The sequence below is a fragment of the Modestobacter sp. L9-4 genome (genome assembly GCF_019112525.1).
Classification (GTDB): Bacteria; Actinomycetota; Actinomycetes; order Mycobacteriales; family Geodermatophilaceae; genus Modestobacter.
In genome coordinates, this window is the sequence record NZ_CP077800.1 from 83183 (window position 1) to 99672 (window position 16490).

17 protein-coding genes are annotated in these 16490 nt (G+C 75.7%); 14 read left to right on the plus strand and 3 right to left on the minus strand.

The genetic code is table 11. The annotated features are described in order from the left end of the window. The first annotated feature begins 208 nt into the window (after positions 1–208). The gene (locus KUM42_RS00370; RefSeq protein ID WP_237494341.1) at positions 209–805 is read left to right on the plus strand and encodes a hypothetical protein; all 597 of its coding nucleotides are present in this window, start codon (positions 209–211) and stop codon (positions 803–805) included. A 65-nt stretch (positions 806–870) separates the two neighbouring features. Here the strand turns inward: KUM42_RS00370 and KUM42_RS00375 are convergent, their stop codons facing one another. Next, the gene (locus KUM42_RS00375) at positions 871–1680 is read right to left on the minus strand and encodes an SDR family oxidoreductase (RefSeq protein WP_237494342.1); all 810 of its coding nucleotides are present in this window, start codon (positions 1678–1680) and stop codon (positions 871–873) included. A gap of 146 nt (positions 1681–1826) precedes the next feature. Here KUM42_RS00375 and KUM42_RS00380 point away from each other — a divergent pair, with 146 nt between their 5' ends. From KUM42_RS00380 to KUM42_RS00390, 3 genes are all read left to right on the plus strand, one after another. Further along, positions 1827–2771 (plus strand): AraC family transcriptional regulator, encoded by a 945-nt coding sequence (locus KUM42_RS00380; protein WP_237494343.1) that lies wholly within the window; start codon positions 1827–1829, stop codon positions 2769–2771. 118 nt (positions 2772–2889) lie between these two features. After that, positions 2890–3636 carry an MBL fold metallo-hydrolase gene (locus KUM42_RS00385; protein ID WP_237494344.1) on the plus strand — a complete coding sequence of 249 codons (747 nt, stop codon included), beginning with the start codon at positions 2890–2892 and terminating at the stop codon, positions 3634–3636. Between the two features lie 217 nt (positions 3637–3853). Further along, a complete protein-coding gene (locus KUM42_RS00390; RefSeq protein ID WP_237494345.1) occupies positions 3854–4477 on the plus strand; it encodes a hypothetical protein in 624 nt (207 codons plus the stop codon). A gap of 527 nt (positions 4478–5004) precedes the next feature. Here KUM42_RS00390 and wrbA read toward each other — a convergent pair. Next, positions 5005–5610 carry an NAD(P)H:quinone oxidoreductase gene (gene wrbA / locus KUM42_RS00395; RefSeq protein ID WP_237494346.1) on the minus strand — a complete coding sequence of 202 codons (606 nt, stop codon included), beginning with the start codon at positions 5608–5610 and terminating at the stop codon, positions 5005–5007. 280 nt (positions 5611–5890) lie between these two features. Here wrbA and KUM42_RS00400 point away from each other — a divergent pair, with 280 nt between their 5' ends. The 10 genes from KUM42_RS00400 (at position 5891) to gcvP (ending at position 15957) form a co-directional block, all read left to right on the plus strand. Further along, positions 5891–6478: a CDP-alcohol phosphatidyltransferase family protein gene (locus tag KUM42_RS00400; protein ID WP_237494347.1), complete on the plus strand. Its 588-nt coding sequence runs from the start codon at positions 5891–5893 to the stop codon at positions 6476–6478. Further along, entirely contained in the window at positions 6475–7434 is a 960-nt protein-coding gene (locus KUM42_RS00405) for a DUF881 domain-containing protein (protein ID WP_237494348.1), read from the plus strand. The genes KUM42_RS00400 and KUM42_RS00405 overlap by 4 nt, the downstream gene beginning before the upstream one ends. A gap of 3 nt (positions 7435–7437) precedes the next feature. Continuing rightward, positions 7438–7770: a small basic family protein gene (locus KUM42_RS00410; RefSeq protein WP_237494349.1), complete on the plus strand. Its 333-nt coding sequence runs from the start codon at positions 7438–7440 to the stop codon at positions 7768–7770. Beyond that, positions 7767–8801 carry a DUF881 domain-containing protein gene (locus KUM42_RS00415; protein WP_237494350.1) on the plus strand — a complete coding sequence of 345 codons (1035 nt, stop codon included), beginning with the start codon at positions 7767–7769 and terminating at the stop codon, positions 8799–8801. The genes KUM42_RS00410 and KUM42_RS00415 overlap by 4 nt, the downstream gene beginning before the upstream one ends. 101 nt (positions 8802–8902) lie before the next feature. Further along, the gene (gene gcvH / locus KUM42_RS00420; RefSeq protein ID WP_237494351.1) at positions 8903–9307 is read left to right on the plus strand and encodes a glycine cleavage system protein GcvH; all 405 of its coding nucleotides are present in this window, start codon (positions 8903–8905) and stop codon (positions 9305–9307) included. Between the two features lie 332 nt (positions 9308–9639). Continuing rightward, positions 9640–10158 carry an FHA domain-containing protein gene (locus tag KUM42_RS00425; protein WP_237496618.1) on the plus strand — a complete coding sequence of 173 codons (519 nt, stop codon included), beginning with the start codon at positions 9640–9642 and terminating at the stop codon, positions 10156–10158. Between the two features lie 100 nt (positions 10159–10258). Further along, complete coding sequence (locus tag KUM42_RS00430; RefSeq protein WP_237494352.1) at positions 10259–10954, plus strand: MerR family transcriptional regulator; 696 nt, start codon at positions 10259–10261, stop codon at positions 10952–10954. A gap of 117 nt (positions 10955–11071) precedes the next feature. Next, complete coding sequence (locus tag KUM42_RS00435; RefSeq protein WP_237494353.1) at positions 11072–11551, plus strand: bifunctional nuclease family protein; 480 nt, start codon at positions 11072–11074, stop codon at positions 11549–11551. A gap of 654 nt (positions 11552–12205) precedes the next feature. Further along, positions 12206–12706, plus strand: coding sequence for a MerR family transcriptional regulator (locus KUM42_RS00440; protein WP_237496619.1), 501 nt, complete (start codon positions 12206–12208; stop codon positions 12704–12706). A gap of 218 nt (positions 12707–12924) precedes the next feature. After that, complete coding sequence (gcvP, locus tag KUM42_RS00445) at positions 12925–15957, plus strand: aminomethyl-transferring glycine dehydrogenase (RefSeq protein ID WP_237494354.1); 3033 nt, start codon at positions 12925–12927, stop codon at positions 15955–15957. 52 nt (positions 15958–16009) lie between these two features. Here gcvP and KUM42_RS00450 read toward each other — a convergent pair whose 3' ends face one another. Beyond that, positions 16010–16390 (minus strand): nuclear transport factor 2 family protein, encoded by a 381-nt coding sequence (locus KUM42_RS00450; RefSeq protein ID WP_237494355.1) that lies wholly within the window; start codon positions 16388–16390, stop codon positions 16010–16012. Between the last annotated feature and the right edge of the window lie 100 nt (positions 16391–16490).

Here is a 16490-nt window from a genome sequence, read left to right on the forward strand (position 1 = left end):
CCCTCGAACGGCCGGCCCGGGCGCACCGGCATCGGTCCTGAGCACACCGCGCCGCCGTGGACGTCCGGTGGACGATCGATCGACGTCCGCTGTGCCGGCGATCGACGTGGGCTGTGCCGGCGGCGCCCGGTCGCACAGCGCGCGCAGGGCCGACAGTCCCGTGGTCGCACGGACGTGACCGGGGGGCCGGCGACCTAGCGTCGGGTCCATGCCGAACGTCGAGGCCGGCGACCTGCACGCCGGCCGCGGTCAGCTGGCCCGCCGGGTGCTGGAGACAGCCCTGTTCTGCCACGCCGACAGCGAGCTCGAGACGACCGCCTTCGGCGGTGACCGGCCGGCGGGCGGACTGCGCCTGGCGGTGGTGGAGCAGGTGCGGACGCTGATGGCCGGCCTGACCCCCGACCGCGACTCCGGGACCGGGGGCGACGTCGACGTCCGCGGGTCCGCCGTCGAGCCCGGGCTGGTGCTCGTCACCGTCGCGACCGGCACCGGACGGCGGCAGCTGGGCGTCCAGGTGGTCGACCACGGCGAGCTGCTCGTGCGGGACCGGGTCGAGTCGCTGCCCGACCGCCGCGACCGGTTCCGGACCGCCGCCGGCCGGGACGCCGCCTGGTACGCGCTCCTGGCCGGGGACCTCACCGACCACCGGGTCCGCCAGCGCGTGCAGAGCGTGCAGGGCCGGTTCGCCTGGGACGGCGACCTGGTCGTCGCACCGCAGTACGCCTCGGGCTTCCTCCGCCTCGGGGCGGCGGACCTGCACCGGCTCGTCGACCGGGTCGCCGACTCGTGCCCGACGGCCCGATGAGCCCCGCCCGCCGGACGCGCGGCACGCGACTGGACGGGCGGGCGCCGGGGCCCCGGCGGGCACGGTCACGCCGCGGCGCGCACCCTGGGCCGGCTCAGCCGCTCGTAGGTCAGGGCGTTGCGCCGGCGGGTGAACAGACGCAGCGACCAGACGGTCACCTTCCACCGCAGCCCGACGACCGTGTACATGCGGTCGCGGTCCACCGCGTCCAGCGCGGCCTCCACCACCCGGTCGGGGCTGATCGGGCGGCCGAAGGCGGCCTCCTCGTGCCCGCCGAGCACCTGGAAGTACTCGGTGTCGACCGCGGCCGGGCACACGGCGGTGATCCGGACCCCGGAGCCGCGGTTCTCCGCCCACAGCCCCTCGGTGAAGGCCTGCACGAACGCCTTCGTCGCGGAGTAGACGAGCTGGTAGGGCAGCGCCTGGAACGCCCCCGCGGAGGACACGTTCACCACCACGCCGTCGCCGCGGGCCACCATCGCCGGCAGGAACTGGTGGGTCAGGCCGACGTAGGCGGTCGTGCCGACGGTGATCATGTCCCGGTCGCGCCGCGGGTCGGCGGCGACGAAGGGACCGTAGGCGGAGAAGCCGGCGTTGTTGACCAGCACGTCCACCTCCAGGCCCAGGTCGGCGACGGCGGCGGCGACCTGCTCGGCGGCGTCCGGTGCGCTGAGGTCGGCGACCACCACGTGGGTGGCCACGCCGTGCGCCCGGTGCAGCTCGGTGGCCAGCCGGGTGAGCTCGGCCTCCCGCCGGGCGACCAGCACCACGGTGCTCCCGCGTGCGGCCAGCGTCCGGGCGAAGGCCGCGCCGATGCCCGACGAGGCGCCGGTCACCAGTGCGGTCCGGCCTCGGTGGTCGATCTCGTTCGTCATGTCGTCCCTCTGTCTCGCGTCGTGGTGGACCCGGCTCCCGGCCGGGCACACCGAGCCTGTCGCCGGGGCGGTGCCGTGGCTTGCGACCGGGCGCGGTGGCCTGTCGGTGCGGCGCACGCCGCCCGGGCTGCGGCGTAGGTCCCGTCGTGTACCGGGTGGAGGAACAGCCGCGCGACGGCTTCGACGAGGCGTTCGCCGCGCTGCACGGCGACCACGACGTCCTGCTCACCGCGGCCGGGAGCCCCGGGCGCGGCCGGCTGGTGTCGCAGCAGAGCGACCGGTACCGGCTCGCCTCGTGCGGCGGGGGAGACCAGCGCATCGCCCGCAGCTCGAGGCACGTCCGCCGCGACCCCCGCGGCACCTACGAGCTGCTCGTGCCGCTGCGCGGGAGGGCGGTGGTGGGCACCGGCGGCAGCACAGCGACGCTGTCGGCCGGGACGGCCGTGCTGTGCGACGTCGACCGGCCGCTGCGCCTGTCGCACGGCGCGGACTTCGAGTCCCTCGCTCTGGTCGTGCCCCAGCTCGAGGTCACCTCCCGCGACCGGGGGCTGGAGGCCGCCGCCTCGGTCATCGACACCAGCAGGGGCATCGGTGCGCTGGTGCGGCAGCTGGCGGTGTCCCTGCACGGCGAGCGGGACGCGCTCGACCAGCAGGCCTTCGACGCCTCCTGCGACGGCCTGCTCGACCTCGCCGCGCTGGCCGCCGGGGGCGCCGACCGGGCCCCGGAGGCCCAGCACAGCTCGGTGCTCGACGCCGTCCGCGGCCACGTGCGCGCGCACGCCCACGAGCCCGACCTCGACGTCCAGCAGGTCGCGCGGGCCCTGGGCTGGTCCGCGCGGCACGTCCAGGGGGTGCTCCAGGCCGCGGGCACCACCGCCCGCGACCTGATCCGCACCCAGCGGCTGGAGCTGGCCCGCGCGCGGCTGACCAGCGCCCAGTGGGCCGACGTGACCGTCGCCGACATCGCCTCGGCCAGTGGGTTCAGCACCCACTCGATGTTCTCCACCGCCTTCCGCGCCGAGTTCGGGCTCACGCCGTCGGCCGCGCGTGCGCACCGTCCGCCGCGGGACCGGCCGGGCAGCGCGGGGTGAGGGCTGATCCCCGTGCTGGCACGGATGCCGCGGCGCCGGCCCGCGGGCAGGGTCGGGGCATGCCGCCCGACCACCACCTCCACCCGGCGTCCGTGACCACCGACGGCGGAGCGGCGTGGTGAGCAGCGGCAGCGTGGTGCCCCAGGAGGTGGCCGACGACGTGTTCCGCGTCGACGGCGGGCTGGTCAACTGGTACCTGCTGCGCGACGGTCGGGACCTCACCCTCGTCGACGCCGGCTACCCCGGGGACGCCGGTGCGGTGCTGGCCTCGATCGCGGTCCTCGGCCACCGGCCCGGCGACGTCCGGGCGCTGCTGCTCACCCACGCCCACGCCGACCACATCGGTGCCGCGACCGCCCTCGCCGTCCACGGGGTGCCGGTCTGGTGCTCCCCGGAGGAGGTGCCGCACGCCCGCCGGGAGTTCCTGCAGCAGGTGACCCCGGGGATGCTGCTGCCCCACCTGTGGCGCCCGAGCGTGCTCGGCTGGGCGCTCGGCGCCGTCACCCACGGCGGCCTGCGGTCGGTCGCCGTCCCGGCGCTGCCCTTCCCGGCGCCGGGGCCGCTGGACCTGCCCGGCGCACCGGTGCCGGTGGCGACCCCCGGGCACACCGTCGGGCACACCGCCTACCTCCTGCCCGGCGCCGGTGCCGTGCTCACCGGCGACACGCTGGTCACCGGGCACCCCACCGTGCGCCGGGTCGGGCCGCAGCTGCTCCCGGAGTTCTTCGACCACGACCGGGCCGGGGCGGTGCGGGCGCTGGGCGCGCTGGCCGCCCTGGACGCCGACCTGCTCCTGCCCGGTCACGGCCGGCCGCTGCGGACACCCGTCACCCGGGCCGTGGAACTGGCCGCCGACGCGGCCTGAGCACCCGGCCCCGCGGCGCACCACGACCAGAGGCGTGCGCGGCACGGCACGGGGGTCCGGTCGCGGTGACCGCCGGGACGGGTCCCGGCGTCCGGCCCGGCGGCGCGCCGCCGCCGTCCACAGCGGCGCGCGGGACGTCGGACAGCCTGCGCACAGGTCGCCGCCGGACCGTCGTCCCACCGGCCGGGACGACCCGGCCTCCGGACGAGGAGTGCACATGCGCAGCAAGCTCATCATCGCCACGACCGCGGGCGTGCTGACCCTGGGGGGACTGGCCGTGGCCGTCCCCGCCCTGGCCGACTCCGGCGCCACCGGGTCGGCGGTGGACCGGATCACCACGGCGCTGTCCGGCCTGGTGTCCGACGGGTCGCTGACGCAGGAGCAGGCCGACGAGGTCGCCACCACGCTGGACGGCGCGGGCATCGGCGGTCCCGGCCCCGGCGGGCACGGTCCCGGGGGCCCCGGTGGTCACGGCCCCGGTGGGGGCCGGCTGGAGCTCTCGGCGGCCGCCACCGCCCTGGGCATCAGCGAGGACGACCTGCGCACCGCCCTGGACGTCGAGGGCACCAGCCTCGCCGACGTCGCCGCGCAGCGGGGCGTGGCCGTGGACACGGTGGTCGACGCGCTGGTGACCGCCGCGAAGGCCGACATCGCCGCCGCGGTGCAGGACGGCGACCTGACCCAGGAGCAGGCAGACGCCCGGCTCGCCGACCTCACGCAGCGGGTGACCGAGCAGGTCCAGAGCGACAGCCGGGGCCCGGGCCACGGCCCCGGTCGCGGCGACCGGGCCCCCGAGGCCACCGGGGGCACGACCGGGGACGGGGCGACCACCGAGGACTGACGACGTCCCCGGGGTGCTGCGCGGCGTCCCCGGGGTGCTGCGCGGCGTCCCCGGGGGTGCCGCGCGGCGTCCCCGGGTGGTCGCGGCCGACGTCGGGACGCGCCGCGCCACCGTGCCGCCCGGCGGGTGGGGGAGGCGCGCGACGAGACTGGGCCCATGACTGCCCTCAGCGCGTTCGAGCACTGGCTCGTGGTGGTCCCCTCAGCCGGCGACCGTCAGGTCCTGACCAGCCTGCCCCGGGGCAGGGACCGCGGTCACCAGCTGCAGTGCGGCGCGTGCGACGGCGTCCTCGCGCTGGACCGGCTCCCGAAAGCCGGGCCGTCCCCGGTGATGCGGTGCGTGTCGTGCGGGTCGCTGAACGACCTGGCCCGGGAGCGTCTGCCGCAGGGCTGAGCCGCCGGGGCTGTGGGCCCGGGCCGGCGCCGGGCCGGTCACGGCACGGCGCGGCGGTGCGACCGCCCGGCGTCCACGGCCCCGCGCGGCCTCGCTCCGGTGGTCCCCGGCGTAGCGGGGACCACCGCGCGGGGTCAGGCGACGATCTTGGCGGTCATCTCCGCGAGCCGGCGGCCCTGGTAGCGGGCGGCCTCCAGCTCCTCCGCGGACGCGGTGGCCGACTGGCCGCCGGAGGAGGTGGAGGAGCCGTAGGGGTTGCCACCGGCGGCGAACAGCAGCGGGTCGGTGTAGCCGGGCGGCACGATGACGGCGCCGAAGTGCGTGAAGATGTTGAAGAAGGTGAGGATCGTCGACTCGTTGCCGCCGTGGGTGTTCTGCGCGCTGGTGAAGGCGGTGGCGCCCTTGTTGGCCAGCTTGCCGGTGAACCACAGGCCGCCGAGGGTGTCGATGAACTGCTTCATCTGCGCGGCCGGCGTGCCGAAGCGGGTGGGGGAGCCCAGGGCGTAGCCGTCGGCCCACTCCATGTCGGCCGGCGTGGCCTCCTCGACCTGGCCGGCGGTGGCGTCGACGTGCGCCTGCCACAGCGGGTTGGAGGCGATGGCCCCGGCCGGGGCGGTCTCGGGGACGCGGCGCAGCCGGACCTCGGCACCGGCGGAGGCGGCGCCCTCGGCGATGGCGGCGGCCAGCTGGTGCACGTTGCCGGTGGACGAGTAGTAGATGACTGCGATCTTGGTGGGCACGCGCGTCTCCTCGAGGAGGTGGACCAGGGGTGTGTGGCCGGGCGGTTGGTCAACCGCTCAACCACCTGGACGCTAGGTCCGCCGGGTGCACCTGGCAAGCGGGGGAGGCGCGGACGGCCCCGCCGCGCGCGGCCGGGCCGGGTGGCCCACCACGTCACCGCCGGGCACTAACCTGACCGGCGGTGACGACGGCGAGGGTGGGGATCCGATGACGAGGGCGGACGGTCGGCCTGCCGACCTCCCGGGACGGGCCGGGCACCCGGTGGCGCCTGCGGCGGCGGTGAGCCGAGACGACCTCAGCGACCGGGTGCTGACGCTGCCCAACCTGCTCTCGTTCGTCCGGCTGCTGGGCGTGCCGCTGTTCCTGTGGCTGCTGCTGGGCCCGCACGCCGACGGCTGGGCGATCGTGGTGCTGGCCCTGTCCGGGGTGACCGACTGGGCCGACGGGGCGCTCGCCCGCGCGCTCGGGCAGTCCAGCCGGCTCGGTGCGCTCCTGGACCCGGCGGCCGACCGGCTCTACATCGTCGCCACCCTCGTCGCCTTCGTGCTGCGCGACGTCGTCCCGCTGTGGGTCGTGCTCGTGCTGCTGGGCCGGGAGCTGGTGCTCGGGGTGACCCTGCTGGTGCTGCGCCGGGCGGGCTGGCCGCCGCTGCAGGTGCACTACCTCGGCAAGGCAGCCACCTTCCTGCTGCTCTACGCCTTCCCGCTGCTCCTGCTGGCCGACGGCACCGGCACCGCCGCCGAGATCGCCCGGCCCATCGCCTACGCGCTCACCGTGTGGGGAGCGGCCCTCTACGTCCTGGCCGGGGCGTTCTACGTCGTCCAGGCGGCCGGGCTGCTGTCCGACGGCCGCCGGGCCCCCGCGTGAGCGCTCCGGCACCGGGCCGGCAGCGCTCGCTGGGGGCCTCGCTGCTGGACCAGGTGCTGGCCGAGACGCTCGACCCGGCCTACGCCCGCGCCGCCGCCGACCGGGAGGCCACCGCCCGCGCGGCCGCCGCCCGGCCGGCCACCCCCGGCCCCCGCCCGTCGTGGGTGCTGCGGCACCGCGGCCAGCTGCTGGTCGCCCTCACCCTGCTGCTGGCCGGGCTGCTCGCCTCGGTCACCTACCGCGAGGCCGCCGCCGGCGCCCAGGGCCGCGAGCAGACCCGCGAGGCGCTGCGCGACGACATCCGTGAGGAGTCCGACGTCACCGACGACCTGGTCGCCCAGCTCGAGGACCTCACCGGCCAGGTCGGCCGCACCCGCGACCAGGCCCTGGCGGCCTCCGCGACCGGCCAGCAGGCGCTGACCCGGCTGGCCGCGGTCGAGCAGGGCACCGCCGTGGTCGCGGTCTCCGGCCCGGGACTGCGGGTCACCCTCGACGACGCCCCGCCGCCGGCCGACAGCGACCCCGTCGGTGGCGCGACCGAGCAGAACCAGGCCGGGCTGGTCCAGGACGCCGACGTGCAGCTGGCGGTGAACGGGCTGTGGGCCGCCGGCGCGGAGGCGATCAGCATCAACGGCCAGCGGGTCGGCGCCACCACCGCCATCCGGCAGGCCGGCGGCGCCATCCTGGTCAACTTCCGGCCGGTCGCCCCGCCCTACGACATCGAGGCCGTGGGCGACTCCGAGGCCCTGGCGAGGGAGTTCCTGGCCGGCCCCGAGGCGGACACCCTGGCCCACCTGACCCTCGACTACGGTCTCGTGTTCGACTTCGCCCGGGTCGGCGACCTTGACCTGCCGGCCGGGACCAGCGCCGAGCTGCGCTTCGCCCAGCCGCTGACCCCGTCCACCCCGGCCGCGACCGCACCGGCCGCGCCCGCACCGACCACCGACGGAGGCTGACCTGTGATCCCGATCCTCGGACTCGCGGTCGGCGTCGTGCTCGGCCTGCTGATCGACCCCAGCGTCCCGCTGTGGCTCCAGCCGTACCTGCCGATCGCCGTCGTGGCCGCCCTGGACGCCGTGTTCGGTGGCGTGCGGGCCCGCTTCGACCGGATCTTCGACGCCAAGGTGTTCGTGGTGTCGTTCGTGTCCAACGTGGTCGTGGCGGCCCTGATCGTCTTCCTCGGCGACCAGCTCGGGGTCGGCGCCCAGCTGTCGACCGCCGTCGTCGTGGTGCTCGGCATCCGCATCTTCGGCAACGCCGCGGCCATCCGCCGGCACCTGTTCCGCGCATGAGCGGGCCGCTGCACCCCGGCGAGCAGCCGGCCGCCGGCCTGCCCGCCGAGCCGCCGGTGCACGAGCACCCCGCCGACCAGCTCCCTCCCGACCAGCCTCATACCGGGCAGCCCCTCGCCGGGCAGCCCGGCGCCGGTGCCCCGGTGGAGGACCCGGCCGTGGCCGGGCCGACGACAGGGCACGTCCTGGACCCGACGGGCCAGGAGGACCACACCGGGAACGGCGTCCCGGCCGCCGGCCCGCCGCCAGACGCGGACCCGGCCGCAGGTCCGCCACCGGACGCGGACCCGGCGCCCGCTCCGCCGTCCGGGAGCGGGGGAGCGGCCCCGCCGCGGCCCCGGCGGCGGAGGGACCCCCTCGCCGCCTCGCTGATCGGCGTCCTCACCCTGCTGCTCGGCTTCGCCTTCGCCGTCCAGGTGCGCAGCACCGACACCGACCAGCAGCTGTCCGGCGCCCGCGAGGAGGACCTCGTCCGCATCCTGGACGACGTCACCGCCCAGGAGGACCGGCTGCGCCAGGAGATCGCCGACCAGCGGGTGGCGCTGGACTCCCTGGGCGACTCCGACACCGTCGCGGCGGCCGCCCTGCAGGAGGCCCAGCAGCGCGCGGAGACCCTCGGCATCCTCAACGGCACGCTCCCCGCCCGCGGTCCCGGCCTGGAGGTCACCATCCGGGACCCCGCCGCCCAGATCGACGTCGACGTGCTGCTCAACGCCGTCCAGGAGCTGCGCGGTGCTGGCGCGGAGACGATGCAGATCGACGACGTCCGGATCGGGGTGAGCAGCGCCGTCACCGGTGACCCGGGCGCGCTCGCCATCGACGGACAGCCCCTGTCGGCCCCGTACACGGTGCGGGTCATCGGCTCGCCGCAGGACATGGCCACCGCCCTGGCCATCCCGGGCGGGGTGGCCACGAAGGTCGGCCGCGTCGAGGGCACGATGGAGGTCGTCCAGTCCGCCGAGGTCGTCGTCGACGCGTTGCGGCCGCTGGACGAGCCTCAATACGCTGAGCCCGCCCCGGGCGGCAACTGACGAAGGACCTCGGTGCCCCCCACCTCACGCTCCGCGCGAGGCGGGACCCTGCACCGAGGCCGTTCCAGCCCCTGACCCACCACCGACCTTGGAGATGCCGCATGGCCACGCCGGACGATCGCCGTTACACCGACCAGCACGAGTGGGCGCTGGTCCAGGGCACCGAGGGTGCTGCGACGGTGGTCCGGGTCGGGATCACCGACCACGCCCAGGACGCCCTCGGCGACATCGTCTTCGTGCAGCTGCCCGAGGTCGGCGCCGACGTGGCCCCGGGCAACCCGATCGGCGAGGTCGAGTCGACCAAGTCCGTCTCCGACGTCTACTCCCCGGTGGCCGGGGTCGTCACCGCGGTGAACGACGCGCTGGCCGACGCCCCCGAGACGGTCAACAGCGACCCCTACGGTGCCGGCTGGCTGGTCGAGGTCGAGGTGACCGGTCCCGCCGGTGACCCGACCGCGGACCTGCTGGACGCCGCCGCCTACCAGTCGCTCGTCGACGCGGGCTGACCCCCGGTCACCGCCGTCCACGCGGGCGGCGGTGCGGGGATCCGGGTGCCCTCGACGGCCAGTCGGGCACCCGCCGTCCCGGTACGGCGCCCGACGATCACTATCATCTCCGGCGAGGGTCGGCCCGTGATCGTCGCGGAGCCCGCCGACCCCCACCCTGTACCTGTGGTCGACCTCCAGGGGTCGGCCAGCCAGAGTTCCCATGACCCCCGGCCCGACCGTGAACCTGCGGCGGCCGACCTGCGACGGGCCAGCCGGCCCGCCGTCCGCCGGCCGACCGCGGCCGTACCACCAGGCCCGCGGCGGTGCCGTCTGCACCGGAGGAGACCCACGTGCTCTGCACTCGATGTGGCCACCAGAACCCCGAGGGCAGCCGCTTCTGCGCGCAGTGCGGCTCGGCTCTGAGCCCGGAGCGGGTCGGCGAGTCGACCAGCATCATCCCCAAGGTCGGCGGTGAGGACTCCGGCGAGCAGTCGGAGGTCTCGGAGTCGACGGCCGACGCGCACGCCGGTGCGGTCGAGTCGCTGCCGCCGGGCTCTGCCCTGCTGGTCGTCAAGCGCGGCCCGAACGCCGGCAGCCGGTTCCTCCTCGACCAGGAGGTCACCACCGCCGGCCGGCACCCCGACAGCGACATCTTCCTCGACGACGTCACCGTCAGCCGCCGGCACGTGGAGTTCCACCGCGAGGGCGGCGGCTTCACCGTGCACGACGTGGGCAGCCTCAACGGCACCTACGTCAACCGCGAGCCCGTCGACGTCGCCTCCCTGGCTGGTGGCGACGAGGTGCAGATCGGCAAGTTCCGCCTGGTCTACCTGACCGGGCCGCGGACGGGCGAGCCGGCCGGCTCGTGACCGGGCGGCTCGTCACCGGGCGCTGCGGCGCCGTGGCCGGGCCCGTCGTGGCCCGGCCCGCGGGGGAGCAGGACCTGACCGGACGCCGGTCGTGACGGCGGTGCCCCAGCCCGGAGCCAGCGCGGACCGGGACACCGACACCACGCCCCGCCACACGATCGGGGAGGTCCTCACCGCGCTGCGGGGGGACTTCCCGGACGTGACGATCAGCAAGATCCGCTACCTGGAGTCCGAGCAGCTGGTCCACCCGCAGCGGACGCCGTCGGGCTACCGGAAGTTCTCCCTGGCCGACGTGGCCCGGCTGCGCTTCGTGCTGTCCGCCCAGCGCGACCAGTACCTGCCCCTGCGGGTCATCAAGGCCCAGCTCGACGACCTCGACCGAGGTGCCGCCACCCCCGGCCCGCCCGGGGACGACGCCCCCGCCGCGTCCCTGCTGTCCGCGGAGGAGTTCGCCCGCGCCGCCGGGCTGACCGACGGCCAGCTGGCCGACTGCGTCGAGTTCGGGTTCGTCACCACCGACGCGCAGGGCCGCCACCGCGGCGCCGAGCTGCCGGTGGCCCGGGCCGTGGCCGGCCTGGCCCGGCACGGCATCGAGCCGCGGCACCTGCGCGTGCACCGCACCGCCGTGGAGCGGGAGGCCGCCCTGCTCGAGCAGGTGGTCACCCCGGCGCTGCGGGCCCGTTCGGAGGAGGGGCGCAGCCGCGCCACCGAGCAGCTGCAGGAACTGGCCCGGCTCTCGGCGCAGCTGCACTCGGCACTGCTGGACGCGCGCCTGCGCGAGGTCCTCGGCAGCTGAGGGCTGGCGTACCGTTGCGCCGGTAGGGACAGCCGCGGACACGTGGCCCGGCGTCCCCGCCCGCGCGGCCCGGGAGGGCGGTCGTGGGTGGGGGGAGGCAGCGGAGGGGAGCCAGACGTGCAGGAGCTCAGAGTCGTCGGCGTCCGGGTGGAGCTGCCCGGCAACCAGCCCATCCTCCTGCTCAAGGAGACCCAGGGCGAGCGGTACCTGCCGATCTGGATCGGCGCGGTCGAGGCCGCCGCCATCGCCTACGAGCAGCAGGGCGTCCGGCCGGCCCGGCCGATGACCCACGACCTGCTCCGCGAGGTGGTCACCACCCTGGGCGCCAGCCTGGAGGCCGTGCACATCACCGAGATGCGCGACGGCATCTACATCGCCGAGCTGCTGTTCGGCAACGAGCGGACCGTCAGCGCTCGGCCCTCCGACGCCGTTGCCCTCGCCGTCCGCACCGGCGCCCCGATCTACGGCGCCGAGTCGCTGCTCGACGAGGTGGGGATCGAGATCCCCGACGAGCAGGAGGACGAGGTCGAGAAGTTCCGCGAGTTCCTCGACAACATCAGCCCGGAGGACTTCGAGGCCGGCTCCGGCCCAGCCTGACGGCAGACCCCGTCGCCCCACGGCGACGGGCCTGACCGGTGCCCTGCTCCTCGCTCGCTCGGGGTGAGCTCTGCGATGGCCGGACCGGTGCCCTGCTCCTCGCTCGGGGTGAGGCTCGGCGACGGGTCCGACCGGTGCTCCCGCCCCTCACAGGCTCGGCAGTGGGCTCCTGCGGTGGGAGCTGACCGCCCGTGGGGGAGTCGGGACCCCCACGCGCGGTCCGGCCGGCGAGGTGGGCGGGACTCCTGGGACGAGGGCCCGGAGGGAGCCCGGTGGGGGTCCGTCCCGTCCCAGGGCCACCGGACGGGCGCCGACGGCCTCCCCCGGAGGGGGTGAGTGGGCCGACACGCCGCCATCCGCGGTTGACCGCTCCGCGGCCCCGGCCTACGGTCAGCGAATCACGCGCGTGGAACTCGACGAGCCCTCCGCGCGTGCGGCGTCCCGGCGAGAGCGGGGAACGGCGCCGGCCACCGCGCCGGTGCGGGACCTCGTCCCGGCCCACCCGGGCCGGTGTGCGAGCCGGGACGAGAGCACAGCAGGGTCGCGGACGCGGCCGACGAGCGCCAGCGAGGAGTGCCCGTGAGCGACCACGACAACGGTTCGCAGGGTCAGCTGTTCAGCGACGCAGCGGTGGGTGCTCTCTCCTACGACGACATGGACACCGACGTCGTCGGCTACCGCGGTCCGACCGCGTGCTCGGCCGCCGGCATCACCTACCGCCAGCTCGACTACTGGGCCCGCACCGGCCTGGTCGCCCCCTCGGTGCGCACCGCCACCGGCTCGGGCACGCAGCGGCTCTACTCCTTCCGCGACATCCTCGTGCTCAAGGTCGTCAAGCGGCTCCTGGACACCGGGGTCTCGCTGCAGAACATCCGCAAGGCCGTCGACCACCTGCGCACCCGCGGGGTCAAGGAGCTGTCGAACATCACGCTCCTGTCCGACGGTGCCACGGTCTACGAGTGCACCTCCGCCGAGGAGGTCGTCGACCTGCTGGCCGGTGGCCAGGGCGTCTTCGGCATCGCCGTCTCCGGCGCGCTGCGCGAGCTGTCCGGTGAGCTCGCCGAGCTGCCGGCCGAGCGCCTCGACGGCAGCGGTCCGGTCAACGCCGACGACGAGCTCTCCGCGCGCCGTCGCCGCCGGGCCGCCTCCGCCTGACGGAGGACCCGGTCCTCCTCACCTCTCGCACGCTGGGGGTGGACCTCGGGACGGGACCGAGTCCCACCACTCGCAGGCTCGCGGCAGGCCCCTGCCGCGGGGTCGACCGCTGCCGGTGACACCCGGGATGGGACCGATCCCATCGCCGCCCTGTGCCCCACCTCACGACCCCGTCGGGCCCTCCGGCGGGGTCGTTGCGCGCTGGTAGCGTCGGAGCAATGGTCGCCCGTTCGTCCGAACTGGACGGAACTCAGCCCCGCACCACCCCGCCGCTGACCGGAGCGCTCCCGTCGCTGTCGGCGCTGTCCCCGCAGGGGGAGTTCGCGGCCCGGCACATCGGTCCGCGTCCCGCCCAGACCGCGGCGATGCTCGAGGTGGTCGGCCACGCCTCGCTGGAGTCCCTCGCCGACGCCAGCGTCCCCGAGGGCGTGCGCGACCGCAGCCCGCTGGACCTGCCCGCCGCCGCCGACGAGGCCACCGTGCTGGCACAGCTGCGCGAGCGGGCCGAGGCCAACGAGGTCTTCACCTCGATGATCGGGCTGGGCTACAACGGCACCCTGACGCCGACGGTCATCCAGCGCACCATCCTGGAGAACCCGGCCTGGTACACCGCCTACACGCCCTACCAGCCCGAGATCAGCCAGGGCCGGCTCGAGGCGCTGATCAACTTCCAGACCATGGTCGCCGACCTCACCGGCCTCGACGTGGCCGGTGCCTCGATGCTCGACGAGGCCACCGCCGCCGCCGAGGCGATGACGCTGGTGCGCCGCGCCGGCCGCGCGAAGACCGACGCGGTGTTCGTCGTCGACGCCGACACGCTGCCGCAGACCCTCGCCGTCCTGCGCACCCGGGCCGAGCCGCTGGGCATCGGCCTGCACGTCGCCGACCTGTGCGCCGGCTGGCCCACCGACCTGCCCGCCGCCGGTGCCTTCGGGGTCCTGCTGGCCTTCCCCGGTGCCAGTGGCGCCGTGCGCGACCACCGGGCGCTGGCCGAGGCCGCGCACGCCGCCGGTGCCGCCGTCGTGGTCGCCGCGGACCTGCTGGCGCTGACCCTGCTCGAGGCGCCGGGGGAGTGGGGCGCCGACGTCGCCTGCGGCACCACCCAGCGCTTCGGCGTCCCGATGGGCTACGGCGGCCCGCACGCCGGCTACCTCGCCGTCCGCCAGGGGCTGGCCCGCCAGCTGCCCGGCCGGCTCGTCGGGGTGTCGGTCGACGCCGACGGCGACGTCGCCTACCGGCTGGCCCTGCAGACCCGCGAGCAGCACATCCGCCGGGAGAAGGCCACCAGCAACATCTGCACCGCGCAGGTGCTGCTGGCCGTCATCGCCGGCGCCTACGCCGTCTACCACGGCCCCGAGGGCCTGACCGCGATCGCGGCCCGCGTGCACCGCAGCGCCCAGGCGCTGGCCGGCTGGCTGCATGCCGGCGGCGTCCCGCTGGTGCACGAGGAGTACTTCGACACCCTCGCCGTCTCCGTGCCCGGCCGGGCCGCCGAGGTGGTCGCCGCCGCCGCGGCCCGCCGGGTGAACCTGCGGCTGGTCGACGCCGACACCGTCGCGGTCGCCTGCGACGAGACGACGACCCCCGCCGTCCTGGCGCTCGTGGCCGAGGCCTTCGGCGTGGACGCGGACCTCTCCACCCTGGAGGAGGGTGGCGCGGACGCCCTGCCGGCCCAGCTGCGCCGGGCCACGCCGTTCCTGACCCACCCGGTCTTCGCCGAGCACCGCTCGGAGACGGCGATGCTGCGCTACCTGCGCATGCTCAGCGACAAGGACCTCGCACTCGACCGCACGATGATCCCGCTGGGCTCGTGCACGATGAAGCTCAACGCCGCCACCGAGATGGCCGCCATCACCTGGCCGGAGTTCGCCGGGCTGCACCCCTTCGCCCCGAGCGAGCAGGCCCGCGGTTACTCCCAGCTGATCACCGAGCTGTGCGAGGGGCTCGCGGAGATCACCGGCTACGCCGCGGTCAGCGTGCAGCCCAACGCCGGCTCCCAGGGCGAGTTCGCCGGGCTGATGGCCATCCGGGCCTACCACCACAGCCGGGGCGACCAGGCCCGCGACGTCTGCCTGATCCCGTCCTCGGCGCACGGCACCAACGCCGCCAGCGCCGTCATGGCCGGCATGCGGGTGGTCGTCGTGGCCTGCGACGAGGCCGGCAACGTCGACCTGGCCGACCTGCGCGCCAAGGTCGCCGCCCACGCCGAGCGCCTGGCCGCGATCATGATCACCTACCCCTCGACCCACGGCGTCTTCGAGGTCGAGGTGCAGGAGATCTGCGCCGCCGTCCACGACGCCGGCGGTCAGGTCTACGTCGACGGCGCCAACCTCAACGCCCTGGTCGGGCTCGCCCGGCCCGGCCGGTTCGGCTCCGACGTCAGCCACCTGAACCTGCACAAGACCTTCTGCATCCCGCACGGTGGTGGCGGCCCCGGCGTGGGCCCGATCGGCGTCCGGGAGCACCTTGTGCCCTTCCTGCCCAGCCACCCGCTGGTGGAGACCGGCGGGGCGGGCGCGGTCATCTCCGGTGCGCCCTTCGGCTCGGCCGGGATCCTGCCGATCTCCTGGGCCTACCTGCGGCTGATGGGCCCCGAGGGCCTGCTGTCGGCCACCCAGCACGCGATCCTGGCGGCCAACTACGTCGCCGAGCGGCTGCGCCCGTACTACCCGGTGCTCTACACCGGCGCCTCGGGCCTGGTGGCGCACGAGTGCATCCTGGACATCCGGCCGCTGACCAAGGCCACCGGCGTCACCAACGACGACATCGCCAAGCGGCTCATCGACTTCGGCTTCCACGCCCCGACCATGAGCTTCCCGGTCGCCGGCACGCTGATGGTGGAGCCGACCGAGAGCGAGGACAAGGCCGAGCTCGACCGGTTCGTCGAGGCGATGATCGCCATCCGCGGCGAGATCGACAAGGTCGGCAGCGGCGAGTACGACGCGACCGACAACCCGCTGCGCAACGCCCCGCACACGCTGAAGATGCTCAGCGGTGCCTGGGAGCGGCCCTACTCGCGGGAGACCGCGGTCTACCCGGTGCGCGGCCTGGTCGGGCGGGGCTACCTGGCGCCGGTGCGGCGCATCGACGGCGCCTACGGCGACCGCAACCTGGTCTGCTCGTGCCCGTCCCCGGAGGCCTTCGAGGAGCCGCACGTGCCGCACCAGCCGGTCGCCGCCGAGCCGACCCGGGCGCAGGGTGCCCCCGACGACCTGGGGACGACGGCCGACGTGGTCGGCGCCCAGGCCTGAGTCCCGCCGTCCGGCGGCCGGTCGACCCGGCCGCCGGACGATGCGCCGCCGGTCAGGCCGGGGTGGGGCGCACGAAGGCCGCGGAGTCGTAGTAGGTGCGCACGCCGGAGACCTGTTCGCCGTCGACGTCGATGACGGTCACCCCGCTGTAGGTCAGCTCGGCGCCGTCCTCGAGGGTGCTGCGCGAGACCCACTCCAGCGACGAGCCGGTCTCGCCGTCCAGGGTGGAGGTGAACTCGGTGCTGATGGTGGCGAACACCGAGCGGTAGTCGTCCCAGAAGACCCGGGCGCCCTCGGGTCCGGTCTCCTCCTGGTGCCGGTCCAGCTTGCGCAGCACCGCCTCCGGTGCGGTGAGCTCCACCATCGGCCCGGTGTCGGCGTGCTCGTCGAGGTGGTGCAGGGCGGCCATGAAACGGTCGCTGACAGCGCTCATCGGTTCTCCTCCAGGTGCCGGACCCTCTGCCCGTTCCTGGTGGCCTACCCGGTCGTGCGGCATCGACCCACCCAGCGCCCCGTCGGTCCCGGTCGCCGCG